24 protein-coding genes are annotated in these 21,888 nt (G+C 66.5%); 13 read left to right on the forward strand and 11 right to left on the reverse strand.

What is annotated here, in order from left to right; translation table 11 throughout:
* Nucleotides 1-4: 4 nt before the first annotated feature.
* Together ACSQ3Y_RS20005 and ACSQ3Y_RS20010 are read right to left on the reverse strand one after the other, a co-directional pair.
* Entirely contained in the window at nucleotides 5-775 is a 771-nt protein-coding gene (locus ACSQ3Y_RS20005) for an amino acid ABC transporter permease (protein ID WP_057267779.1), read from the reverse strand.
* Nucleotides 776-879: 104 nt separating this feature from the next.
* Complete coding sequence (locus ACSQ3Y_RS20010; RefSeq protein WP_057267780.1) at nucleotides 880-1,647, reverse strand: basic amino acid ABC transporter substrate-binding protein; 768 nt, start codon at nucleotides 1,645-1,647, stop codon at nucleotides 880-882.
* Between the two features lie 180 nt (nucleotides 1,648-1,827).
* Between ACSQ3Y_RS20010 and ACSQ3Y_RS20015 the strand changes: the two genes are divergently transcribed.
* The 9 genes from ACSQ3Y_RS20015 to ACSQ3Y_RS20055 all read left to right on the forward strand — a co-directional run bounded on the left by ACSQ3Y_RS20015 (nucleotide 1,828) and on the right by ACSQ3Y_RS20055 (nucleotide 10,865).
* Nucleotides 1,828-2,802, forward strand: a complete 975-nt coding sequence (locus ACSQ3Y_RS20015) for a threo-3-hydroxy-L-aspartate ammonia-lyase (protein ID WP_436178599.1) — start codon at nucleotides 1,828-1,830, stop codon at nucleotides 2,800-2,802.
* Nucleotides 2,803-2,833: 31 nt separating this feature from the next.
* Nucleotides 2,834-3,466: a uracil phosphoribosyltransferase gene (gene upp, locus ACSQ3Y_RS20020; protein WP_436178600.1), complete on the forward strand. Its 633-nt coding sequence runs from the start codon at nucleotides 2,834-2,836 to the stop codon at nucleotides 3,464-3,466.
* Nucleotides 3,467-3,784: 318 nt separating this feature from the next.
* Nucleotides 3,785-4,795 carry a BMP family protein gene (locus ACSQ3Y_RS20025; RefSeq protein WP_436178601.1) on the forward strand — a complete coding sequence of 337 codons (1,011 nt, stop codon included), beginning with the start codon at nucleotides 3,785-3,787 and terminating at the stop codon, nucleotides 4,793-4,795.
* Nucleotides 4,796-5,238: 443 nt separating this feature from the next.
* A complete protein-coding gene (locus tag ACSQ3Y_RS20030) occupies nucleotides 5,239-6,138 on the forward strand; it encodes a 5'-methylthioadenosine/S-adenosylhomocysteine nucleosidase (RefSeq protein WP_436180144.1) in 900 nt (299 codons plus the stop codon).
* A 14-nt stretch (nucleotides 6,139-6,152) separates the two neighbouring features.
* Nucleotides 6,153-7,706 (forward strand): ABC transporter ATP-binding protein, encoded by a 1,554-nt coding sequence (locus ACSQ3Y_RS20035; protein WP_436180145.1) that lies wholly within the window; start codon nucleotides 6,153-6,155, stop codon nucleotides 7,704-7,706.
* 16 nt (nucleotides 7,707-7,722) lie between these two features.
* Complete coding sequence (locus ACSQ3Y_RS20040) at nucleotides 7,723-8,784, forward strand: ABC transporter permease (RefSeq protein WP_436178602.1); 1,062 nt, start codon at nucleotides 7,723-7,725, stop codon at nucleotides 8,782-8,784.
* The gene (locus ACSQ3Y_RS20045; RefSeq protein ID WP_436178603.1) at nucleotides 8,781-9,704 is read left to right on the forward strand and encodes an ABC transporter permease; all 924 of its coding nucleotides are present in this window, start codon (nucleotides 8,781-8,783) and stop codon (nucleotides 9,702-9,704) included. Before ACSQ3Y_RS20040 ends, ACSQ3Y_RS20045 begins: the two co-directional genes overlap by 4 nt.
* Nucleotides 9,701-10,147 carry a hypothetical protein gene (locus ACSQ3Y_RS20050; protein ID WP_436178604.1) on the forward strand — a complete coding sequence of 149 codons (447 nt, stop codon included), beginning with the start codon at nucleotides 9,701-9,703 and terminating at the stop codon, nucleotides 10,145-10,147. Before ACSQ3Y_RS20045 ends, ACSQ3Y_RS20050 begins: the two co-directional genes overlap by 4 nt.
* Nucleotide 10,148: 1 nt before the next feature.
* Complete coding sequence (locus ACSQ3Y_RS20055; RefSeq protein ID WP_436178605.1) at nucleotides 10,149-10,865, forward strand: helix-turn-helix domain-containing protein; 717 nt, start codon at nucleotides 10,149-10,151, stop codon at nucleotides 10,863-10,865.
* A 3-nt stretch (nucleotides 10,866-10,868) separates the two neighbouring features.
* Here the strand turns inward: ACSQ3Y_RS20055 and ACSQ3Y_RS20060 are convergent, their stop codons facing one another.
* Nucleotides 10,869-11,264, reverse strand: a complete 396-nt coding sequence (locus ACSQ3Y_RS20060) for a VOC family protein (RefSeq protein ID WP_436178606.1) — start codon at nucleotides 11,262-11,264, stop codon at nucleotides 10,869-10,871.
* A 169-nt stretch (nucleotides 11,265-11,433) separates the two neighbouring features.
* Between ACSQ3Y_RS20060 and ACSQ3Y_RS20065 the strand changes: the two genes are divergently transcribed.
* The gene (locus ACSQ3Y_RS20065; RefSeq protein WP_436178607.1) at nucleotides 11,434-12,708 is read left to right on the forward strand and encodes an amidohydrolase family protein; all 1,275 of its coding nucleotides are present in this window, start codon (nucleotides 11,434-11,436) and stop codon (nucleotides 12,706-12,708) included.
* Here ACSQ3Y_RS20065 and ACSQ3Y_RS20070 read toward each other — a convergent pair whose 3' ends face one another.
* Nucleotides 12,709-13,065 (reverse strand): DMT family transporter, encoded by a 357-nt coding sequence (locus ACSQ3Y_RS20070; RefSeq protein WP_436178608.1) that lies wholly within the window; start codon nucleotides 13,063-13,065, stop codon nucleotides 12,709-12,711.
* 177 nt (nucleotides 13,066-13,242) lie between these two features.
* Nucleotides 13,243-14,652, reverse strand: coding sequence for a GGDEF domain-containing protein (locus tag ACSQ3Y_RS20075; RefSeq protein WP_436178609.1), 1,410 nt, complete (start codon nucleotides 14,650-14,652; stop codon nucleotides 13,243-13,245).
* 27 nt (nucleotides 14,653-14,679) lie between these two features.
* On the opposite strand from ACSQ3Y_RS20075, the gene ACSQ3Y_RS20080 reads away from it, so the two are divergent.
* Nucleotides 14,680-15,429 carry an AAA family ATPase gene (locus ACSQ3Y_RS20080; protein WP_436178610.1) on the forward strand — a complete coding sequence of 250 codons (750 nt, stop codon included), beginning with the start codon at nucleotides 14,680-14,682 and terminating at the stop codon, nucleotides 15,427-15,429.
* Between the two features lie 21 nt (nucleotides 15,430-15,450).
* A complete protein-coding gene (locus tag ACSQ3Y_RS20085) occupies nucleotides 15,451-15,573 on the forward strand; it encodes a hypothetical protein (RefSeq protein ID WP_436178611.1) in 123 nt (40 codons plus the stop codon).
* Nucleotides 15,574-15,778: 205 nt separating this feature from the next.
* Here the strand turns inward: ACSQ3Y_RS20085 and ACSQ3Y_RS20090 are convergent, their stop codons facing one another.
* Genes ACSQ3Y_RS20090 through ACSQ3Y_RS20110 form a run of 5 tightly spaced genes read right to left on the reverse strand, consistent with a single transcriptional unit; the run spans nucleotide 15,779 to nucleotide 19,444 of the window.
* Nucleotides 15,779-17,056 carry a hypothetical protein gene (locus ACSQ3Y_RS20090; protein WP_436178612.1) on the reverse strand — a complete coding sequence of 426 codons (1,278 nt, stop codon included), beginning with the start codon at nucleotides 17,054-17,056 and terminating at the stop codon, nucleotides 15,779-15,781.
* Nucleotides 17,057-17,064: 8 nt separating this feature from the next.
* The gene (locus ACSQ3Y_RS20095) at nucleotides 17,065-17,820 is read right to left on the reverse strand and encodes a hypothetical protein (protein ID WP_057203199.1); all 756 of its coding nucleotides are present in this window, start codon (nucleotides 17,818-17,820) and stop codon (nucleotides 17,065-17,067) included.
* A gap of 2 nt (nucleotides 17,821-17,822) precedes the next feature.
* On the reverse strand, nucleotides 17,823-18,398 hold the full coding sequence (locus tag ACSQ3Y_RS20100; RefSeq protein WP_436178613.1) for a hypothetical protein: 576 nt from the start codon (nucleotides 18,396-18,398) through the stop codon (nucleotides 17,823-17,825).
* Complete coding sequence (locus ACSQ3Y_RS20105) at nucleotides 18,395-18,679, reverse strand: DnaJ domain-containing protein (protein ID WP_057203201.1); 285 nt, start codon at nucleotides 18,677-18,679, stop codon at nucleotides 18,395-18,397. The genes ACSQ3Y_RS20100 and ACSQ3Y_RS20105 overlap by 4 nt, the downstream gene beginning before the upstream one ends.
* 51 nt (nucleotides 18,680-18,730) lie before the next feature.
* Nucleotides 18,731-19,444: a YebC/PmpR family DNA-binding transcriptional regulator gene (locus tag ACSQ3Y_RS20110; protein WP_057203202.1), complete on the reverse strand. Its 714-nt coding sequence runs from the start codon at nucleotides 19,442-19,444 to the stop codon at nucleotides 18,731-18,733.
* A 220-nt stretch (nucleotides 19,445-19,664) separates the two neighbouring features.
* On the opposite strand from ACSQ3Y_RS20110, the gene ACSQ3Y_RS20115 reads away from it, so the two are divergent.
* The gene (locus tag ACSQ3Y_RS20115) at nucleotides 19,665-20,894 is read left to right on the forward strand and encodes a nucleoside recognition domain-containing protein (protein ID WP_436178614.1); all 1,230 of its coding nucleotides are present in this window, start codon (nucleotides 19,665-19,667) and stop codon (nucleotides 20,892-20,894) included.
* Here the strand turns inward: ACSQ3Y_RS20115 and ACSQ3Y_RS20120 are convergent.
* A complete protein-coding gene (locus ACSQ3Y_RS20120; RefSeq protein ID WP_436178615.1) occupies nucleotides 20,891-21,856 on the reverse strand; it encodes an AraC family transcriptional regulator in 966 nt (321 codons plus the stop codon). The two genes, ACSQ3Y_RS20115 and ACSQ3Y_RS20120, sit on opposite strands and share 4 nt — an antisense overlap.
* Nucleotides 21,857-21,888: the final 32 nt, after the last annotated feature.

Genomic DNA, 21,888 nt, shown 5'->3' on the forward strand with positions numbered 1-21,888 from the left:
TGCCTCAGCTGCGCTCGCTGCGCGCCATGTGGTGCTCCAACCGGCGCAGCAAGGTGGTCAACGCCAGCGTCATGCACCAGTAGGCCAGCGAGATGGCCAGGTAGGGCTCCCAGTAGCGCGCATAGGCGCCGGCCACGGTGCGCGCGGCATACGCCATCTCGGCCAGGCCGATGGCCGAGACCAGAGACGTGTCCTTGAGCAGCGCGATCATGTTGTTGCCCAGCGGCGGCAGCATGCGCCGAAAGGCCTGGGGCAGCACCACGTAGCGCAGCACCTGCATGGGGGTCAGGCCCAGCGAGCGCCCCGCGTCTGACTGGCCGCGCGAGATCGACTGGATGCCCGCGCGGAACACCTCCGAGATGTAGGCCGCCGAGTTCAGCGTGAGCGCCGCGATGCCCGAGATCAGCGCGCCATGCTCCTGCTTGAGCGTGCGCGCCAGGTCGCCATCCACCAGCAGGCCCGACACCGGGTGGATGAACAGCGGCATCACCGCGAAATGCATGAGCAAAATCTGCACGAACAGCGGCGTACCGCGAAAAAAGCTCACGTACACGGTAGACGGCCAGCGCAGCAGAAAGCGGCACACCCAGTTCCACGGTGCATGGCGCGCCTGCGCCAGCCGCGCCAGGGCCAGCACCAGGCCCCAGCTGCCGCCCAGCAGCACGCAGACCACCGTCATGCACAGGGTCATCCACGCGCCCTTGAAGAACAGCTCGCGGTATTCCACCAGGATGTCTGGCCGGAACCAGCCAAACCACAATTCGGGTTGATCCATGCGTCTCTCCTTCTACCCAGGGCGCGCAGCGTGGCAACCCTTCGTCAGCAAACAAAAAAGCGGCCGCATGGCGGCCGCTGCAAATGACTCAATCGAAACCCGGCTCAGCGGCCTTTGTATTCTTTTGCGAACCACTTCTTGTAGATCTCGCCGTAGCTGCCATCGGCGCGCACGGCGGCCAGGCCGGCGTTGAGCTTGTCCTGCAAGGCCTTGTCGCCCTTCTTGACGACGATGCCGAAGCCTTCTTCAGGGAAGGAAGGGTCTTCCACCGTCTTGAGCGCCGCATTCTGGCTCACGCGGTAGGCAATCACGCCGTTGTCGCCGATGGCCGCATCCACGCCGCCGCCGGCCAGTTCGGAGATGATGAGCGGCGTGCTCTCGAAGCGGCGGATGTTGGCGTTGGTCTTGCCGAACTCGCGCGAGGCCACGTCGTCGGCGGTGGAGGCATTCACCACGGCGATCTTCTTGCCGGCCAGGTCCTTGAGCGAGGCCACGGTGCTGCCCTTGGCCACGGCGATGAGCTGGTGCGCCGCGAAGTACGGGGCCGAGAAGTCGTAGCTCTGGCGGCGCTTGTCGTTGATGGTCACGCCCGAGATCACCAGGTCCACGTCGCCATTGTTGAGCGCCGCGAAGATACCGCTCCAGGGCGTGTTCACGACCTTGATCTTGAAGTTCTGCTGTTTGGCGATGGCATTGATGATGTCAATGTCGAAGCCGACGATCTGCTTGTCCTTGTTCTCGAACGCGAACGGCGCATAGGTCGCGCTGGAAGCCACGGTGAGCTCGCGGGCCTGTGCCTGGGCGGCCAGGGAAACACCAAACGAGGCGGCCAGGCCGAGGCCCAGGGTGGCAATGCGTCGAGAAATGGACATAGTGGGCCTTGGGAAAGTCGCGAAAATGGGCAGTATATCCACGCCCCGCGCGTGCTGGCATCAATATTCATAGCGGCCTGTGCCCTGTTCTTGGGCCTTGCGCGGGCCCCGTGGACAAAAGTCAGGCAGTTTTATGATGGGTGGAATGTCAGAGCCCTTTCCGACCCGAAAGATTCCACCATGAGCAACGCCAGCCTCCCCCTGCCCACCTACGCGGATGTTGTTTCTGCCGCACAGCGGCTCGCTGGCGTGGCCCACCGCACGCATGTGCTGCGCTCCAACATGGCCGACGCGCTGCTGGGCACCCAGGTGTTCTTCAAGTGCGAGAACCAACAGCGCACGGGTTCGTTCAAGTTCCGCGGGGCGTACAACACCCTCTCGCACTTCACCGAGGCGCAACGCGAGCGCGGTGTGCTGGCCTTCTCGGCCGGCAACCACGCGCAGGCCATCGCCCTGTCGGCCCGGCTGCTGGACATGCCCGCCGTGATCGTGATGCCCGAGGACGCACCCACCGCCAAGATGGCCGCCACGCGCGAGTACGGCGCCCAGGTCGTCACCTACGACCGCTACACCGAGGACCGCGAAGCCATCAGCCAGCGGCTGGCCGAGGAGCGCGGCATGACGCTCGTGCCCCCCTTCGACCACCCGCATGTGATTGCCGGCCAGGGCACGGCCGCCAAGGAATTCCTGGAGGAGATGCCCGACCTCGACTACCTCTTCGTCTGCGTGGGCGGCGGCGGCCTGCTCGCGGGCAGCCTGCTGGCGGCCGAGGCCCTGGCCCCGAACTGCCGCGTGGTGGGTGTGGAGCCCGAGGCGGGCAACGACGGCCAGCAGTCCTTTCGCACCCGGCAACTGGTGCAGATCCCAACGCCCCACACCATTGCCGATGGCGCGCAGACAAGGTCGCTGGGGCAGATCACCTTTCCCATCATCCAGCGCCTGGCGGAAGACATCGTCACCGCCACCGACGAGCAACTGGTGGAGGCCCTGCGCTTCTTTGCCGAGCGCATGAAGCTGGTGGTCGAGCCCACGGGCGCCCTGGCCTTTGCAGGCGCACGGCATGGCAGCGTGGACGTGCATGGCGCGCGCGTGGGCATCATCATCAGCGGCGGGAATGTGGACATGGCGCGCTATGCGCGCTTTCTGGCAGACTAGGCGCGACCCAAAAACAAGCGAGCACTACGCCATGAGCACCAACGTCACCGTCATCACCCACCCCCTCGTTCAGCACAAGCTCACGCTGATGCGCCGCAAGGATGCCAGCACCAACAGCTTTCGCCGCCTGCTGGGCGAGTTGAGCACGCTGATGGCCTATGAGGTCACACGCGACATGCCGCTGCAGAACATCGAGATCGAAACCCCGCTGGAGACCATGACCGGCCAGGTGATCGATGGCAAGAAGCTGGTGCTGGTCTCCATCCTGCGCGCTGGCAATGGCTTCCTCGACGGCATGCTCAACGTGGTGCCTGGCGCCCGCGTGGGCCACATCGGCCTGTACCGCGACCCCGCCACGCTGCAGCCGGTGGAGTACTACTTCAAGATGCCGTCCGAGATGGACGAGCGCGACATCATCGTGGTCGACCCCATGCTGGCCACCGGCAACTCGGCCGCCGCCTGCGTCGACCGGCTCAAGAAGCTCAACCCGCGCTCCATCAAGTTCGTCTGCCTGCTGGCCGCCCCCGAGGGCGTGGCCACGCTGCAGAAGGCGCACCCCGACGTGCCGATCTTCACCGCCGCCATCGACCGCGAGCTCAACGACCATGGCTACATCCTGCCAGGCCTGGGCGATGCCGGCGACCGAATCTTTGGCACCAAATAAGAGCAGCCAACAAAACTCTTCTGGCGTAGTTGCGGAGCCTTGTCGTACTAACGTACTGCCTGCGGCTCAGCGCCTAGCCAGAACCGCTTCGCTGAGCTTTGTTAGCGGCTCTGGACACAGGGCGAATCCGAGAAGCCGCTGCAGATATGTCTTTCCCGCAGCGGCCTTTTTGCGCCCCAAGCCGGTGCGAATTTTTACCAACTGGTGGCTTTCTTCTGGCAGACTCCATGCCAGCGCCTGCCAGCCATTGGCGCACTAATTGCTTGAGACAACGCCAGATCCGATCGCCCATCCTCCATCCGAAGAAGGAATCACCCCATGACCTCACGCCGCATCTTCACCGGCCACCTGTTCTCCACCTCGCTGGCACTGTCGGCCATGATCGGGCTGGCGCCCGGTGCCGCCATGGCACAGGGCAAGACCAAGGTGGCGGCGATCTACACGGTGCCCTATGAGCAGCAGTGGGTGAGCCGCATCCACAAGGCGCTCAAAGCGGCCGAGGCACGCGGCGAGATCGAGTACAAGTCCAGCGAGAACGTGACCAACGCCGACTACGAGCGCGTGATGCGTGAGTACGCCACCGGCGGCAACCAGCTTATCGTGGGCGAGGCCTTCGCGGTGGAAGCCGCCGCCCGCAAGGTGGCCAAGGACTTCCCCAAGACTTCCTTCCTGCTCGGCTCCTCGGGCAAGCCGCAGGCGCCCAACTTCAGCGTGTTCGACAACTACATCCAAGAGCCGGCCTACCTGTCGGGCATGGTGGCTGGCGGCATGACCAAGAGCAACAAGATCGGCATGGTGGGCGGCTTCCCCATCCCCGAGGTGAACCGCCTGATGCACGCCTTCATGGCCGGCGCCAAGGAAGTCAACCCCAAGGTGGAGTTCACCATCAGCTTCATCAACAGCTGGTTCGACCCACCGAAGGCCAAGGAAGCCACCTTCGCCATGATCGACAAGGGCGCCGACGTGCTCTACGCCGAGCGCTTCGGTGTGAGCGATGCGGCCAAGGAAAAAGGCAAACTGGCCATCGGCAACGTGATCAACACGCAGGACAAATACCCCGACACGGTGGTCGCTTCGGCTCTGTGGCACATGGAGCCCAGCATCGACCGCGCGCTCAAGCTGGTCAAGGAAGGCAAGTTCACGCCCGAGGACTACGGCCCTTACTCGATGATGAAGCACAAGGGCTCGGAACTCGCGCCCCTGGGCACCTTCGAGAAGAAGGTACCGGCCGACATCGTGGCCAAGGTCAAGGCCAAGGAGGCCGACATCCTGGCCGGCAAGTTCACCGTGAAGGTGGACGACAGCCAGCCCAAGTCCACGGCCAAGTAAGCAAGGCAAGTTGTTGGCGCGCGACTCAAGAATCCTGGGCACGCTTTTCATTGCACTGGGCGCCATTGGCATAGTCGTTGGCGCCTGGGCTTTGTTGAGCGGAACCCCGTTCATGCAACAGGGATCGGGCTGCAAAGCCATCTGTGGCCTCACCATGCTTACGGTTCAATTCCTGGGGTTGCCAGCTGGCGCGTTGGTGGGCGGGGTGCTGTGGCTTGCAGTGGGCGTTGCGTTCTCGCTGGGTGGGTACCGCGTCCTGCACATGCGCTGACCGACTCGCAGCGCGCGCTTGGAACAACTCAGGCGCTTCAAACGTGCAGAAGATGCTCTCAATGCGCTTATTCTTGTCTTGCTGAACAGGATACATCGCCATGCAAGTACGACACCGCTCACATGCCTCTCTCAGGACATTGGCCCACCAATGCTCGCGCTTGCTGGGCGCGATGGCGATTGCCGCAGTCCTGACGGGCTGCGCGGCCGTCCCGCCGGACAAGGCGGTCCGAATCGACGCCACACCGCGCATCGCCGTCATCTCAGCCTTTGCCCCCGAGCTCACCGTGCTGCTGCCCCAGGTGCAGCAGCCCGCCAGGCACAGCGTGAACGGCGTGGAGTTCACCACCGGCACGCTGCAGGGCAAGCCCGTGGTGGTGTTCCTCTCGGGCATCAGCATGACCAATGCGGCCATGAACACGCAACTGGTGCTGGACCGCTTCAACGTGAGCCACATCGTTTTCTCCGGCATTGCCGGCGGGGTGAACCCGGGCCTGCACATCGGCGACGTGACCGTGCCTGCGCGCTGGGGCCAGTACATGGAGTGGCTCATGGCGCGCGAAGACCAGCCCGGCAAGTACACGGCCCCGGGCTGGATGCAGGCCGAGCTGACCCTGCCCGCCTTCGGTATGATGCATCCGCGCCCGGTGGAGGTGCGTTCGGCTGCCAATCCGAAACTCACGCACAAATTCTGGTTCGAGGCCGACCCACGCATGCTGGCCGTGGCCCATGGCCTGGCCGCCGTGCCCCTGGAACACTGCCACGCCAGCCACTGCATGAAGGAGCGCCCGCGCATGGTGGTGGGCGGCAATGGCGTGTCGGGCCAGGCCTTCGTGGACAACAAGGCCTTCCGCGAATACGCGTTCAAGACCTTCGAGGCCAATGTGCTCGACATGGAGACCGCCGCCACGGCCATGGTGGCGCACAGCAACGGCGTGCCCTACATCGCCTTTCGCTCGCTGAGCGACCTGGCGGGCGGCGGCGACGGCGCCAACGAGATGGACACCTTCATGCACCTGGCGGCGGCCAACTCGGCCAAGGTGCTGCAGGCCTTCCTGGCCGCCTGGAAGTAGCCCGATCGATGTCCATGGAGCCTGCAGAAACGGTTCTTCGCCTCACCGGCATCACCAAGCGCTTTGGCAAGCTGGTGGCCAATGACGGCATCGGCCTCACACTGGCGCGTGGCGAGGTGCTGGCCCTGCTGGGCGAGAACGGCGCGGGCAAGTCCACGCTGATGTCCATTCTGTTCGGCCACTATGTGGCGGACGAGGGCAGCATCGAAGTCTTCGGCAAGCCCTTGCCCCCGGGCCAGCCGCGCGCCGCGCTGGCCGCCGGCATCGGCATGGTGCACCAGCATTTCACGCTGGCCGACAACCTCACCGTGCTGGACAACGTGCTGCTGGGCAGCGAGCCGCTGTGGCAGCCCTTCTCGCGCCGCAGCGCCGCACGCGAGAAGCTGCTGGCCGTGTCCGCCCGCTTCGGCCTGCCCGTGCAGCCCGACGCGCGGGTGGGCAGCCTCTCGGTGGGCGAACGCCAGCGGGTGGAGATCCTCAAAGCCCTGTACCGCGGCGCACGCATCTTGATCCTGGACGAGCCCACCGCCGTGCTCACCCCGCAGGAGAGCGAGGCCCTGTTCGCCACCCTGTCGCAGATGGTGGCCCAGGGCCTGTCCATCATCTTCATCAGCCACAAGCTCGCTGAGGTGCTGCGCGTCTCGCACCGCGTGGCCGTGCTGCGCCAGGGCAGGCTGGTGGCCGAGGCGCCCGCGCAGGGCACCACGCAAGGGCAACTCGCGCAGTGGATGGTGGGCCATGCCATCGAGGCCAGCGCACGCAGGCCCGCCAAAAGCGTGGGCGCGCCGGTATGCTCACTGGCTGATGTATCCACCGCCCCCACCGGGCGCGACCGGCTGCAGGGCGTGTCGCTCACCCTGAATGCGGGCGAGATCGTCGCCATTGCCGGTGTCTCGGGCAATGGCCAGGTGGCACTGGCCGATGTGCTGTGCGGCGTGCGCGCCGCCACGGCCGGCCAGGTCACGCTGCTGGGCGCGCCGCTGCAGGCCCGGCCGGCCTGGGTGGTGAACCAGGGCGTGGCCCGCATCCCCGAGGACCGCCATGCCGTGGGCGTAGTGGGCGACCTGCCGGTGTGGGAGAACGCCGTGTCCGAGCGCCTGCGCAGCCACTGGTTCGCCCACCCCTGGTTCCGGGCCTTCTGGGTCAAGCGCTTTGCTGCGCGCCAGCACGCCCAGCGCGTGGCCGAGACCTTCGACGTGCGCGGCGGCGGGCCCGACACCCCGGCGCGCTCGCTCTCGGGCGGCAACATGCAAAAGCTCATCCTGGGCCGGGCCCTGCTGCCGCCGTACGACGCCCGCCAGAGCGCCCCCGCCCCGCGCCTCATCGTGGCGCACCAGCCCACCTGGGGCCTGGACATCGGCGCCGTCACCTTCGTACAGCAGCAGCTCATCAATGCGCGCGACGGGGGTGCGGCGGTGCTGCTGATCTCGGACGACCTCGACGAAGTGCTGGCCCTGGGTGACCGCGTGGCGGTGATGCATGAGGGACACCTGAGCGAAGCACGGCCTGCGCAAGGCTGGACGCGCGAGGCCATCGGACTGGCGATGGCGGGCGCCCCTTCGCCATGAACCCGACATGCCACCCATGAGACTCGAAAAACGCAACTACATCTCCCCGGCAGCCTACGTGGCTGCCCCGGTGGGCGCCGTGGTGTTCACCCTGCTCATCAGCGGCCTGCTGGTGCTGTGGGCCGGTGCGCCCGTGGGCCAGACCTATGCGTTGCTGGTCAAAGGCGCGTTCGGCTCGGTCTTCGCGCTGACCGAAACCCTCACTCGCGCCACGCCGCTGATCCTGACCGGGCTGGCGGCCGCCGTGGCCTTCCGTGCGCGGCTGTTCAACATCGGGGCCGAGGGGCAGCTCTACGCGGGCGCGCTGGCCGCCGTGGCCGTGGGTGGCCTGCATGGCGGCACGGGGCTGGAGTGGTCGCCTTGGCTGCTGTTCCCCCTCATGATGCTGGCGGCGGCCCTGGCCGGGGCGCTGCTGTTGCTGGGCCCGGCGCTGATGAAATCGCGGCTGGGGGTGGACGAAGTGGTGACCACGCTGCTGCTCAATTTCATCGCCCTGCTGCTGGTCTCTGCCCTGCTCGACGGGCCCATGAAGGACCCGCTCTCCATGGGCTGGCCGCAGAGCGTGGCGCTGCAGGGTGACATGGAGCTATCCAAACTGGTGCCGCAGACGCGCCTGCACACGGGGCTGCTGTGGGCCATCGGCCTTGCGCTCATCCTCTGGGCCATTTTGCGGCGCACGGTTCCGGGCTTCGACATCCGTGCGGCGGGCGCCAGTGCGCGCGCTGCGGCCTTTGCCGGCGTGCCCATCACCCGCACCGTCGTGCTGGTGGCCCTGCTGTCGGGCGGCCTAGCCGGGTTGGCCGGTGCCATCGAGGTTGCGGGCCGCACGGGCTATGTCACGCTCGACATGTCGCCGGGCTATGGCTACAGCGGCATCGTCATCGCCATGCTGGCCGGTCTGCATCCGCTGGGCGTGATCGCGGCCGGCACCTTCGTGGCCGGCGTGCTCGTGGGTGCCGACAGCATGAGCCGCGCGGTGGGCGTGCCCACCTACATCGCCGACGTGATCGTGGCCACCTCGCTGATCGCGGTGCTGGTGGCCACCCTGCTCACGCAGTACCGGGTGAAGTGGAAATGACCGAACTGCTCGACATCCTGGCCAACCCGGCCTTCTGGATCGCCACCCTGCGTGTGGCCACGCCGCTCATCCTGGGCACGCTCGGGGTGCTGCTGTGCGAGCGTGCCGGCGTGCTCAACCTGGGCATCGAGGGCATCATGGTCGCAGGCGCCTTCACGGGCTGGCTCGCGGTGTATGCGGGCTACGGCCTGTGGACCGGGGTGCTGGTAGCGGCGCTCACGGGCGCGGTATTCGGACTCTTGCATGCCTGGCTCACCGTGGGGCTGGCGCTGTCGCAGCATGTCTCGGGCCTGGGCATCACGCTGCTGGCCACGGCGCTCAGCTACTACGGCTACCGCGTGAGTTTTCCCAAGGTGAACACGCCGCCCACCATCGAACCGTTTGCCCCCATGGAGTGGCTGGGCGTGCCCATCCTCTCGGCGCAGACCCCGCTCACGCTGCTGGCGCTGGCGCTGGTGCCGCTGCTGGCCTGGGTGCTCATGCGCACACCGCTGGGCCTGGCCGTGCGCATGGTGGGCGAGAACCCGCAGGCGGCCGAAGGCCAGGGCCTGTCGGTGGCGGCCACGCGCACAGGCGCCATCGTGGCGGGCTCGGCGATCATGGGGGTGGCAGGTTCCTTCCTCACCCTGTCGGCGTTCAACGCCTTCTTCTTCAACATGGTCAACGGGCGTGGCTGGATCTGCGTGGCGCTGGTGGTGTTTGCCTCGTGGCGGCCAGGCAAGGCGCTGCTGGGAGCCCTGCTGTTCGCCTTTTTCGATGCGCTGCAGCTGCGCCTGCAGCAGGCCGGCGATGCCTGGCTGCCCTACCAGGTCTACCTGATGCTGCCCTACCTGCTGTCCATCCTGGCGCTGGTGCTGGTGGCGCGCAAGGCGGCCTACCCGCAGGCGCTGATGAAGCCCTACCGCAAGGGCGAGCGGTGAGCGCGGTCCGATGCATGGCAGCGCTGGCACTGGTCTGCAGTGCGCCCGCCCATGCCCTGGGCATGGATGTGCCCTACGAACGCTTTGCCACCGCCGACGCGGTGGACTGGGTGCAGGTCTGCGGCCAATGGCCCACGCGCAAGAACGAGGGGGTCTACCGCATCGTGCATGGCTCGCAGTACGCGCAGTCGTTTCTGTACGTGCAATGGATGCAGCGTGACGACAACGGCACTTTGCAGGCGGTGCACACCCAGGGCATCGCCGAGCTCAACAACGACCATGCGGAGATCACCCTGACCCACATCGCCTGCCGCAGCACGCGCACCGGCATCCGCATCACCGCGCAGGCCCGCTCGGGCCACGAAGACAGGCTGCGCAGCATCTCCATCGAGGCCGGCCACCGGCCTGGCGCATACCGCTACACGCCCACCCCCAGGCGGTGATGTGATCGAGCACGCCCCACTGGCCCTGCCCTCTGCCGTTCTGGCCCACTGGCAGCACACGGGCACCGACGACAGCCCCACCACGGTGCTGCCCGATGGCTGCAGCGACCTCATCCTGCACATCGATGCCCAGGGCGCATGCGGCTGGCATATCTCCCCGTTGGGCAGTGCGGCCCTGCAGGTGCCCGGCCATGCGGGCGAGCTGTGGCTGGGCTACCGCCTGCAGCCGGGTGTGGGCATCCAGCACAGGCCACTGCTGTCTGCCGCGCACGCCCTCTGGCAGCAGGCGCAGGCACGCGCGCGCGCCGGCGCTGCGCACCCCTGCATCGATGCGGCGCTGGAAACTGCGGTCCTGGAGGCCATCGACACCCATGTGCACCTGGACGTGCGTGCCCAGGAGGCCCTGTACACCCTGGCCCATGCCCCATCCGTGGGCCAGGCCGCCAAAGCGCTCGGCGTATCGGAACGCAGCCTGGAGCGCATGGCCCTGCAGGCCACGGGCCAGCCACCCCGCTTTTGGCGGGCGCTGGCCCGCGTTCGCCGGGCGGCCCAGGCACTGGGCACCGGCGCGCCCCTGGTCGCCATTGCGGCAGACCATGGCTATGCCGACCAGGCCCATTTCAGCCGCGACTGCCTGCGCTGGCTGGGCGCCACGCCATTGCGGCTGCGCCAGTCCCCGGCCCTGCTGTCCACACTGGCGCAGGTGGGTTACGGGTAGCCATCAGGCGGCGGGCGGTGGCCCCACGGGCGTGCACAGCTCCACCAGCGCATCGTTGATGTCGGCCACATAGGCCACCGTCTGGCCCCAGGGCATCTGCTCGGGCGCCTGCACCAGGCGGGCTCCGGCGGCCACAGCACGCTCCACTGCAGCAGCCACGTCTGCAGTGGTGAAGGCGATCTCGAAACTGGGCGCGCCGGCCGAGGCGCGCTGCGGGTTCTTGCCCAGTTCGGCCATCAGGCGCAGCGACGAGAAGGCCAGCGCCGTGGCGCCCGTGTCCAGCTCGCCAAAATCCCCGGCCTCGTGAACGAAGCGGCGCGTCAGGCCAAAGGCGGCCTCGTAGAAGGCAATGGTGCGGGGCACGTCTTCGACGTAGAGAATGGTGTAGCCAAATTGCATGGAAGAATTCCTTCAAGAAGAACGGTCTTGGGCCAAGCTTAGGGGCGCCCAGGGCCCGGTCTTGAACAAACCCGACAAATCCGCACCAGCACATGGGCCCTGCCGCCAACGGCAACCTGAAGCACCCTCTACACTGGCAAATACCGCCCCCACTCACCATCACCCGCCCATGCTCGACCTGCTCATCCACAACGCCACCCTGCCCGACGGCCGCAGCAACATGTCCGTTGCCGTGCAGGACGGGCGCATCACCGAAGTGACCAAAGGCCTGCAGGCACCAGCGAACGAGACGCTGGACGCCGGCGGCCTGCTGCTCAGCCCGCCGTTCGTGGATGCGCATTTCCACATGGATTCGACACTCAGCTACGGCCAGCCGCGCGTGAACCAGAGCGGCACCCTGCTCGAAGGCATTGCGCTGTGGGGCGAACTCAAGCCGCAGCTCACGCACGAGGCCATCGTGCAGCGCGCGCTGCAGTACTGCGACTGGGCTGTGGCCCAGGGGCTGCTGGCCATCCGCTCGCATGTGGACACCAGCGACGCCAGCCTGCTGCCGGTGCGTGCGCTGCTCGACGTGAAGCAGCGCGTGGCGCCTTACCTCGACCTGCAGCTGGTGGCCTTTCCGCAGGACGGCGTGCTGCGCTCCGCTGGCGGGCTCGACAACATGAAGCGCGCGCTCGACCTGGGCGTGGACGTGGTGGGCGGCATCCCACACTTCGAGCGCACCATGGCCCAGGGGGCCGAGAGCGTGAGGATTTTGTGCGAGCTGGCCGCCAGCCTGGGCAAGAGGGTGGACATGCACTGCGACGAATCGGACGACCCGCTCTCGCGCCACGTGGAGACCCTGGCGCACGAAACCCACCGCCTGGGCCTGCACGGCCGGGTGGCGGGCTCGCACCTCACGTCGATGCACAGCATGGACAACTACTACGTGAGCAAGCTCATCCCGCTGATGGCCGAGGCGCAGCTGGGCGTGGTGGCCAACCCGCTGATCAACATCACGCTACAGGGCCGCCACGACACCTACCCCAAGCGCCGCGGCATGACGCGCGTGCCCGAGCTGATGGCCGCTGGCCTCACCGTGGCCTTTGGGCACGACTGCGTGATGGACCCCTGGTACGGCGGCGGCAGCGCCGACATGCTCGAAGCCGCCCACATGGGCCTGCACGTGGCCCAGATGACCAGCCAGGCCGCCATGCGCCAGTGCTTCGAGGCGGTGACCACCAATCCCGCAAAACTGCTGGGCCTGGAAAGCTATGGAATTGCAGCAGGCTGCCATGCCGACTTCGTGCTGCTGCATGCGCGCAACCCGGTCGAGGCTATCCGCCTGCGGTCCGCCCGCCTGGCGGTGTACCGGCGCGGCAAGAAGATCGCGAGCAGCCCCGCACCCGTCGCTGCGCTGGACCTGCCCGGCAGGCCGAGCAGCGTGGGGTTTCTGGCGGATTGATCAGTGCGCTGGGCCTGCCAGGCTGAGCGTGACCACCCCTGCCACCACCAGCGCGAGCCCGGCGAGCCGCATGCCCGAGAGCGGCTCACCAAACAGCGCAACCCCCAGCAGCGCCGTCAACGCCAGTCCGCTGCCTGCCCACACCGCATAGGTGGTGCCCATGCCGATGTGCTTCATGGCCAGTGACATCCACCACACCGCCAGCACGTAGCAGACCCCAGCGCCCACCGAGGGTGCCATACGAGACAAGCCATCCGATTGCCTGAGCGCCACGGTACCAGCCACTTCAGAGATGACACTGGCCGCCAGCAACAGCCAGGCCAGGGGTTTTGCTTCCAGCAGATACGCCAACGCCATATGCACTCCATATGCCCGCCAGCCGCTTGTACCGAGCGGAGCGAACAGACAGACGACAGGAAAGCGGTACCCGAAAGGAATGAGAAGAACAGACGGCGGTGAGTCTACACGGCGTCACGCCGGTGCGCGCGACACGGAGGCCGTGGCCGGTACATCCCCCCGCGGTGCCACCGATGCTCAGAGAGCGGGCACTGCATTGGCTGCGGCCACCGCCCTCTCGGGCGCTTGCACCACCTCCACCCGGTTGCGCCCACGCTTCTTGGCCAGGTACATGGCCTCGTCGGCACGCTGCAGCGCGACTTCAGGTGTATCACCCGGCGCGCACAAAGTGACCCCGATGCTCACCGTGAGCGCGATAGGCCCTCGAGCAGTGGGCACAGGCTGGGCAGCCACCATGGCGCACACGCGTTCGGCCACGGTGCGCGCGCCTTCATAGCCCGCATTGGGCAAAGCAATGGCAAACTCTTCGCCACCCAGACGGCCCAGCACGTCCTCACGGCGCAGGCAGCGGTCGGCCAGCAGCACGAAGTGCCGCAGCACCTCGTCGCCGCACTGGTGTCCCCAGGTGTCGTTGATCTTCTTGAAGTGGTCCAGATCGATCACCAGCACGGGCAGCCCGCCCCCACCAGTGCGCTGGGCATTGCTCATGGCCTTGTCCAGCAGGGTCAGAAAGGCCCGGCGATTGAACACATTGGTCAGCGGGTCCACCTCGGCCAAGTGGCGCAGTTCATTGGCGATGAACTCGTTGGCCAACATCAGTGTGCCGAAGGCAAAAAGCACAAGCGCCACCACCGCTTCGAGCGCCACATACTGCGATATCTTGGCGACGAGGGTCGCGTCCATCGGACCTTCCACGCCCTCGCCACCCATCGTGAATAACAACGGCCGAAGCAAAAGGAACAGGCCGTGCGCCCCGGCCGCCACGGCGAATAAGTAGCGCGCGGGCACCAAGCGTACATCCCCATGCGCCAGGGTGCGCGCAGTGAGCAAAAAGAACACCCCGGCCCCCAGCCCCGCGAACACAAAGCGCATACCAAGGTGCGGCTTCACGACGGTGAAAAAGATCGATAGCAGCACCAGCGCGCCGATGGCTGCCATGGCATACCCATGCGTAACTGGCGGACGTCCCATGTAATTGCGCGTGCCCAGAAGGCACAGGTAGGCGGCCAAAGATATGGCGCCCTGCGTGAGCACCACAGAAGCTACCTCGGGCATATGCCCGCGTAGCAACAGGCTGGTGCTGAACACGAAAGCAAACAGAAAGGACAGCATCCAAAGCCGCAGCCCCGGAATGTTCCGGTTGAAATGCCACATCACCAACAAAACTACAGTGACGAGTGCGGCAAGAATGGCCGAAAGGATGACGAGTGTGGGGCTGTGCACTGAAAGCTGGTTCGCGGTTGGTGGGCGCGCTAAGTAGTGGGTAACTGGCAGTGCAGAAAGACGGCTGGGGCCAGATGTTACTCTTACCCCATGACCTTTGGCTGACAACAAGCCGGCCCACCCGGCCGCAGAAGCAAAAATGAGACCAACACCCGCAGTGTGAACCAGCCCAGCCCAGCCCAGCCGCCGCAGGCTGAGGGACAAACACAACGAACTCTTGCGCGTGCTGCCATGATTTCATCCCAGTACGTCAGCCGCATCACGCTGCGCCGCGAAAAAGTCGAGTCGTTCGAACAGTACCCCTTTTCGCTTCCCGTGGTTCGCCATCTGGAGCAGATCGACCTGCACCCGCGCGTGAACTTCTTCGTGGGCGAAAACGGCTCGGGCAAGTCGACGCTGCTCGAAGCCATCGCGGTCTCCCTGGGGTTCAACGCCGAGGGCGGGTCGAAGAACTTCAGCTTCGGCACCCGGCGCTCGCATTCCGAACTGCACGAGCACCTGCGCATCGCCAAAGGTCTGCGCCCTCAGCGAGATGGCTGCTTCCTGAGGGCAGAGAGCTTCTTCAACGTGGCGACCGAGATCGAGAAGCTGGACGAAGATCCATTCGGCGGCCCACCGATCATCGGCGCGTATGGCAACCGCTCATTGCACGAGCAGTCCCACGGTGAATCTTTTCTGGCGCTGATGATGGAACGTTTCCGGGGCCAGGGCCTGTACATCCTGGACGAGCCCGAGGCCGCGCTGTCGCCGCAGCGGCAGCTGGCCACGCTGGTGCGCATGCGCGACCTGGTGGAGGAGAAATCCCAGTTCATCATCGCCACGCACTCGCCCATTCTCATGGCCTATCCGGACGCGACCATATTCCATTGCGGCAAGGACAGCATCCAGCAGATCGCCTACCAGGACACGGAACATTTCAGGGTGACCCGTGATTTCCTCATGGACCCGCAAAGCATGCTGGAGCGATTGTTGGCGCAGTAGGCCCCCCGTGAGAACCCCGCCATGGCCATCGACGACTGCATTGCGCCCGCCCTGCAGCGCCCCGGCCCTTTCGTGACCCTATGTGACCACATTGCACACCACTGGGACCGTGGTCGCGACCTTGGCGGCGGCGTGCCGTGGTGAATGGAATGGGCCTGACAGACGATGGCGATGGTGTGCGCTTTCGCGTCGCCTTCAATGGAGATGGCAGTGAGATGTCTGGGACATAGTCGCTTCAGGCCGAAGACCGCAAGCATTGGGAACCACGGATGACCGTTGTGCTGCGGCGCGGCAACTGACCCCGTACCCGCCCTCGTCCTTGCCTCTTCTCCGCACAGTCCCCGGACGGTCAGCCCGCCACCACCACATTGCACTCCCTGCGCAGCAGCGCCAGGGCATCGTGCATCTGGTAGTCCATGTCGCTGGCCAGCGTGGCCTGCGATTCCTGCACGAAGCTGTTCCACAGGTCCACATAGTCGGCATGGCGTGCGCCAGGCGCATTGGCGCGGATGAAATCCGTGGCCAGCGCGGGCTGCCAGCCGCTCTTGCGCAGCTTGCGCACCAGGCTGGCGGCAGTCTTTTCGGTCAGCACGGTCTTCTTGGGCGTGGCGGTGGCCAGGCACAGGAACAGGGTGAGCAGGCTGGGTTCGTCCTCGTTGCCCTGCACCGTCTTGGTCCAGGTCTTGCTGGCGGGCTGGGGCGCATCGCCCTCTTCGTCCAGGTCGGCCAGGTTGCGGTGGTATTCGTCCACCTCGGCCAGCGGGTCGTCGAGCAGAAAGTAGCGCGCGCGAAAACCGCTGGTGGGCCGCAGCAGGTTGCGCAGCGGCGTGGCGGCGTCCAGCAGCTTGGGCAGGTCGGCCAGCACGGCAGCGCGCTGGGACTGCACCACGTCCTTCAGGTCCGCAGGCAGGCCGGGCGGCAGCGACAGCCTGACCTGGTCGGCCGTGGTCTTCTTCTTGCGGTGGGCCGTGGCGATCTTCTCGAACACCACGGCGTTCGGCCAGTCGCCCACCTTGGGAGCCAGGGCCTGCAGCAGCAGGCCGGCGCGGACCACGGCCTCGGCGTCGGCGCCCGACTCTTCGAGCGCATCGTCGTCCAGGTCGTACTGCTCGGCCATCCACCTGGCGGCGCTGATGGCCGCTGCGATCTGGCTGCGGCGCGTCAGCTCGGCACGGTAGTCGGCATGGCTGCGCAGGGACCACACGGCCAGCAGCGGCGTTTCGGCATCGGCATAGCCGCCCATGCCGAAGTTGCTGCTCTCGGGCATGGCGATCAGGCGCTTGAGCATGTCCGAGCCGCCCTTGGAGCGCGACAGGAAGGAGTTGTCGCGCAGCGATACCGCCGCCTTCTGCAGGTCGCCATCCGTAGTGTCCAGCAGGTACAGGCTGATCAGGTTGACCATGCGGTCACGGGCCTTTTCCAGCTCCGGGCGCAGGAACTCGCTGCCGAAGTAGCGTGCGATCTGCACCATGCCCTTGGGGGCGTCGGTGTTCATCGCAGCCAACTTCGCCGCGTCGATGATGCCGTGCGCCACGCCGTGGGCCAGGGCCTTTTCAAAGAACGGGCGCGCGTCGTGCAGTTGCAGCGCGTTGGCCGCCGGCGCAGAAGACATTTCGTGCTCGGACATGAAGAAAGTCAGATAGCCGACTCTTCGTCGGATGCGCGCGCAGCAGGCGTCGCCTTGCCGCGGTCGGTCTCGCTGGTCTCGAACTTGCCGTCGTCCTCTTCGGCCGCCTCGTCGCCCTCCTCCAGGCCCAGGTCGAAGGCGCGGGCCTTGGCGCGCAGCACCAGCAGAGTTTCGATGAACAGGTCGCGGCACTCGTAGCGCAGCAGCCAGGCCATCTGCATCCAGTCGCGGTCGGCCACTTCGTCCTGGTCGATGCGCGGCTGCACGTAGCCCGAGGCCAGCAGTTCGTCGTCGGTCAGCGTCGGGCCGTAGTCTTCCACCGCGTCGAAGGTGCCGGTGCGGGCAAAGGCCTCGATGCGGCTCCACTTTTCGGCAAAGTAGTTGGCCAGGGCCTCGCTGCCGCCCTCCAGGTCGCCAATGGCGGTGAGAAAGGCCACCGGGTCGGCATCGTCGCGGAACACCACGGCGTTGACCATGTTGCGCAGGTGGGTGTGGGTGAGGTCCTTGTACTGCTTTTCAAGCACCATGGCGCGCGCAAACTGCTCGGGCGTGACCAGCAGGTTGACCACCGAGGCCTTGGAATCGTCGTACTCGCGCATCACAGCCAGAATGTCCTTGGGCGCGAGCTGGTCCAGCACCACCATCAGGGCGTTGTCGCCATCGGTGTCGGCCAGCTCGGCCAGCGCCGATTCGGCGCCCACGATGTCGCCTGCGGCGATGAGGCTGGTGGTCTTGGTGATCAGGGCCAGGTGGTTGTTGCTCATGGTCAGTCCTTGCGGTCAAAGCCTACGTCGGAAAGCCAGTTGTCGCTGGCCTCGTCGCGCGAGCGGGCGTTGTGCGGGTCGGCGGCGTCGTCAGCGCTCAGGTTGTCGTAATCGTCGTCGTGCTCAGCGGCATCTTCATCGTCGCCCTCTTCCTCGGCGTCGGCATGCTGGGCCGCAGGCGCCAGGCGCGAATGCACCTGCAGGTACTCCAGGCCCGCCGCCACGGCCATGAAGCGCTCGCCACCGGGTTCGGCCAGTACCGTCTTCGCCAGGCCTGCAGCCCAAGGTTCGAGCAGCACGGCGCCATCGGCCAGGGTGCCCCAGGCCGGCAGGTCGTCAGCGCCCCGGCCGATCAGGCTCTCCAGCGCGGCAGGTCGCGCAAAGCGAAAGCCCTGGTGGAAGACCACGGCCACCATCTCGGGCGCCAGCTCCATCATTTGCACGAGAAAGGCGATCTCGCCGCGCTTTTGCGTGAGCCGCTTGCGCAGCACGTCCTTGCCTTCGGAATCCTGGGTCAGGTCATCAAGCTCGGCCTGGTAGGCCGAACGCAGGTCATAAAAATAAGGAGAGAGTTTCACGAAGGAAGAATGCCTTGGGTATAGGTGTGCCAGATTTCCTGGGCGGTCTGCAGCGGGTCGTCCAGCAGGTTGCGGCGGCGGTTGTCGTCGTAGGCCTGGCGGGCCTCGTCGTCGGACAGCACGTCGTAGGCCTTCTGGACCAACTGGAAGCGCTGCGCAGCATCGGGCGCCGGGTTGCGGTCCGGGTGGTAGAAGGCCGCCTTCTGGCGGTAGGCCTTCTTGATGTCGGCGAGCGAGGCGTTGGCCGCCAGCCCGAGGGCAGCGTAGTGGTCTGCGGTCATGGATTTGAAGGGTTGCTGCGGCCAGGCGCTGGCCCCGCAGCCAACAGCCTTTTAACCACCCAGGCTCACGTAAACGTTCTGCACGTCGTCGTTGGAGTCGATGGCGGCCAGAAAGGTTTCCACTTCTTCCAGCTGTTCTGCCGTGAGGTTGGCGGGGTTCACCGGGTTCTTGGGCTTGTAGCCCAGCTTGGCCGACAGCACCGTGAAGCCCTGGGCCGGCAGCGCGCGGCTCACCAGGTCCAGGTCGGTCGGGTCGGTCCAGAAGGTGGTGGTGCCTTCTTCGTCGCCGGCTTCAAAGTCCTGCGCGCCGGCCTCGATGGCGGCCAGTTCGGGGTCGGCACCGGCGCTGGCGGGCTCGGCTTCGATCATGCCCACATGGTTGAAGTCCCAGGCCACCGAGCCGGAGGTACCCAGTTGGCCCTTGCGGAACAGCACGCGCATCTCGGGCGCGGTGCGGTTGACGTTGTCGGTCAGGCACTCGACCATCACCGCCACCTGGTGGGGCGCAAAGCCCTCATAGATCACGTGTTCGTAGTTGACTGCGTCGGCCCCTGTGCCCGAGCCCTTCTTGATGGCGCGCTCCAGGGTTTCCTTGGGCATGGACACCTTGCGGGCCTGCTCGACCACGAGGCGCAGGCGTGCATTGCCGGCCGGGTCGGCACCGCCGCGCGCAGCGACCATGATTTCCTTGACCAGCTTGCCAAACAGCTTGCCCTTGGCATCAGCGACCTGTGCCTTGCCTTTTGCTTTCCACTGCGCGCCCATGTTGGATCTCTTCCTAGGTGGTGTATTGGTTGTTGGCGCGCCAAGGCGCCCAAATGAAGGTCAAGGGCTGGGATCGGGGGCCGCAGGACGTTGTAAAAATGCCGCAGGGCACAACCCAGCCGAACCCTGTAGGGTACCACTGTCACGCTCTCGGCTCGCAGGTATTTGTGCATGCCCCTGCCGGGGTAATCTCGGAGCCTGCAATCTTCGTGGAGACCGGATGCTCAACACCCTGTGGCTGGGTTTTTTCATCGTCGCCGCCATAGCGGCGTTTGCCCAGTGGCTGGTGGGCGGCAATGTGCAGATCTTCGGGGCCATGGTCGAGGCGCTGTTCGCCATGGCCAAGCTCTCGGTCGAGGTGATGGTGCTGCTGTTCGGCACGCTAACGCTGTGGCTGGGCTTTCTGCGCATTGCCGAAAAGGCCGGCATCGTCGACGCCCTCGCCCGCTGGCTGGCGCCGCTGTTCGCCAAGCTGATGCCCGAGGTGCCGCGCGGCCACCCTTCCCTAGGGCTGATCACGCTGAACTTTGCCGCCAACGCCCTGGGGCTGGACAACGCGGCCACGCCCATGGGCCTGAAAGCCATGCGCTCGCTACAAGAGCTCAACCCCCGGCCCGATACCGCTACCAACGCGCAGATTCTGTTCCTGGTGCTCAATGCGTCGTCGCTCACGCTGCTGCCGGTCACCATCTTCATGTACCGCATGCAGCAAGGCGCGCCAGACCCGACGCTGGTGTTTCTGCCCATCCTGCTGGCCACCTCCGCCTCCACCCTGGTCGGGCTGGTGACGGTGGCCATCGTGCAGCGGCTGCCGCTGTGGCACCCCGTGGTGCTGGCCTACCTTCTGCCCGTGGCGCTGGTGCTGGGCGGCTTCATGGCCTTGCTGACCACGCTGAGCGCGGCGGCGCTGGCCAGCCTGTCGTCGCTGCTGGGCAACCTCACGCTGTTCTCGCTGGTGGTGATGTTCGTGGTGCTGGGCGCCTGGCGCAAGGTGGCCGTGTACGAGGCCTTCATCGAGGGTGCGCGCGAGGGCTTCGACGTGGCCAAGGGCCTGCTGCCCTACCTGGTCGCCATGCTGTGCGCGGTGGGCGTGTTCCGCGCCTCGGGCGCGCTGGGCTATGTACTCGACGCGATCCGCTGGTGCGTGGAGGCGGTCGGCGCCGACACGCGCTTCGTGGACGCATTGCCCACAGCCTTGGTCAAGCCCTTTTCGGGCAGCGCCGCGCGCGCCATGCTGATAGAGACCATGCAGACCCAGGGCGTGGACAGCTTTGCCGCCCGCGCGGCCGCCATCATCCAGGGCAGCACCGAGACCACCTTCTATGTGCTGGCGGTGTACTTCGGAGCGGTGGGCATACAGCGCGCGCGGCATGCGGTGGCGTGCGCGTTGCTGGCGGAGCTGGCGGGCGTGATTGCGGCGATTGCTGTCTGCTACTGGTTCTTCGGCTAAAGGGCCATTGCCTCCACCCGCCGCTCGCTCCCCGGCGACCGCCCCGACCAGCGCTTGTACGCACGGCTGAACGCCGCCTCCGACTGGTAGCCCAGGCTGTCGGCCAGCTCGGCCAGGCGCACCTGACCCTCCTGCAGGCGCGACTGGGCCAGCGCCATGCGCCACAGGGTCAGGTACTGCATCACCGGCATGCCCACCGACGCCGCGAAGCGCGCGGCGAACGCCGAACGCGACATGGCCACCGCGCTGGCCAGCGAGGCCAGCGTCCATGGCGTGCCGGGCTGCTCATGCATGAGTACCAGGGCCGGGCCAAGCTTGGCGTCCTGCAAGGCGCCCAGCCAGCCGGTGCGCGCGCCCGGGTCGTTCTGCAGCCAGGTGCGGATGGCCTGCAGCACCAGTACATCGGCCAGGCGCGTGGCCACCGCCTCGCCACCGGGTTTGAGGTGCTGCACCTCGTCCTGCAGCAGGGACAGGATGGGCGAAAGCCAGTTCGATGGGCCCAGCGACTGCCCGCTCAGCACGATCTGGCGTGGCAGCGCATGCACCAGGCGGCGGGCCAGCACGTCGTCGAAACGCACTGCACCACAGACCAGAGAGACGGGCTCCGTGCCCTCGCCATGGCGCATGATTTCGAAGCGGCCACCGAGCTGCACGCGCGGCAGGTCGAAGAAGGCATCGGCCCGTGACGTGGCGGTGGAGAGCAGGTCGTGCCCCTCGCCGCGCGGCACCAGCGCGAAATCGCCCGCGCGCAGCAGCACGGGCTCGGCCCCTGGCACGCGCAGCCAGCATTCACCGGCCGTGATGGCATGGAACATCAGGCAGCCCGGAATCGGCGGCAGGGCGATGCCCAGCGGCGGGTGCAGGTACGAGTAGCAATAGATCACGCCCGTCATGCGCAACAGGTGCAAGGCCCGGCCCAGCGGGTCCGCGGCGGCAGAAGCGGCTTCAACCTGGATGTCCATGCCGCATCCTAAGCCGGTCTGGACGAATGATC

The sequence above is a fragment of the Acidovorax sp. LjRoot66 genome (assembly GCF_964253305.1).
GTDB lineage: Bacteria > Pseudomonadota > Gammaproteobacteria > Burkholderiales > Burkholderiaceae_C > Acidovorax.

Bases quoted from the DNA above. Each gene is read 5' to 3' on its own strand.
- upp (WP_436178600.1), top strand. From the start codon at position 2,834: ATGAGCACCAACGTCACCGTCATCACCCACCCCCTCGTTCAGCACAAG.
- ACSQ3Y_RS20015 (WP_436178599.1), top strand. From the start codon at position 1,828: ATGAGCAACGCCAGCCTCCCCCTGCCCACCTACGCGGATGTTGTTTCT.
- ACSQ3Y_RS20035 (WP_436180145.1), top strand. From the start codon at position 6,153: ATGGAGCCTGCAGAAACGGTTCTTCGCCTCACCGGCATCACCAAGCGC.
- ACSQ3Y_RS20030 (WP_436180144.1), top strand. From the start codon at position 5,239: ATGGCGATTGCCGCAGTCCTGACGGGCTGCGCGGCCGTCCCGCCGGAC.
- ACSQ3Y_RS20005 (WP_057267779.1), bottom strand. From the start codon at position 775: ATGGATCAACCCGAATTGTGGTTTGGCTGGTTCCGGCCAGACATCCTG.
- ACSQ3Y_RS20090 (WP_436178612.1), bottom strand. From the start codon at position 17,056: ATGTCCGAGCACGAAATGTCTTCTGCGCCGGCGGCCAACGCGCTGCAA.
- ACSQ3Y_RS20110 (WP_057203202.1), bottom strand. From the start codon at position 19,444: ATGGGCGCGCAGTGGAAAGCAAAAGGCAAGGCACAGGTCGCTGATGCC.
- ACSQ3Y_RS20105 (WP_057203201.1), bottom strand. From the start codon at position 18,679: ATGACCGCAGACCACTACGCTGCCCTCGGGCTGGCGGCCAACGCCTCG.
- ACSQ3Y_RS20120 (WP_436178615.1), bottom strand. From the start codon at position 21,856: ATGGACATCCAGGTTGAAGCCGCTTCTGCCGCCGCGGACCCGCTGGGC.
- ACSQ3Y_RS20010 (WP_057267780.1), bottom strand. From the start codon at position 1,647: ATGTCCATTTCTCGACGCATTGCCACCCTGGGCCTCGGCCTGGCCGCC.
- ACSQ3Y_RS20040 (WP_436178602.1), top strand. From the start codon at position 7,723: ATGAGACTCGAAAAACGCAACTACATCTCCCCGGCAGCCTACGTGGCT.
- ACSQ3Y_RS20115 (WP_436178614.1), top strand. From the start codon at position 19,665: ATGCTCAACACCCTGTGGCTGGGTTTTTTCATCGTCGCCGCCATAGCG.
- ACSQ3Y_RS20045 (WP_436178603.1), top strand. From the start codon at position 8,781: ATGACCGAACTGCTCGACATCCTGGCCAACCCGGCCTTCTGGATCGCC.
- ACSQ3Y_RS20095 (WP_057203199.1), bottom strand. From the start codon at position 17,820: ATGAGCAACAACCACCTGGCCCTGATCACCAAGACCACCAGCCTCATC.
- ACSQ3Y_RS20080 (WP_436178610.1), top strand. From the start codon at position 14,680: ATGATTTCATCCCAGTACGTCAGCCGCATCACGCTGCGCCGCGAAAAA.
- ACSQ3Y_RS20065 (WP_436178607.1), top strand. From the start codon at position 11,434: ATGCTCGACCTGCTCATCCACAACGCCACCCTGCCCGACGGCCGCAGC.
- ACSQ3Y_RS20085 (WP_436178611.1), top strand. From the start codon at position 15,451: ATGGCCATCGACGACTGCATTGCGCCCGCCCTGCAGCGCCCCGGCCCT.
- ACSQ3Y_RS20025 (WP_436178601.1), top strand. From the start codon at position 3,785: ATGACCTCACGCCGCATCTTCACCGGCCACCTGTTCTCCACCTCGCTG.
- ACSQ3Y_RS20070 (WP_436178608.1), bottom strand. From the start codon at position 13,065: ATGGCGTTGGCGTATCTGCTGGAAGCAAAACCCCTGGCCTGGCTGTTG.
- ACSQ3Y_RS20060 (WP_436178606.1), bottom strand. From the start codon at position 11,264: ATGCAATTTGGCTACACCATTCTCTACGTCGAAGACGTGCCCCGCACC.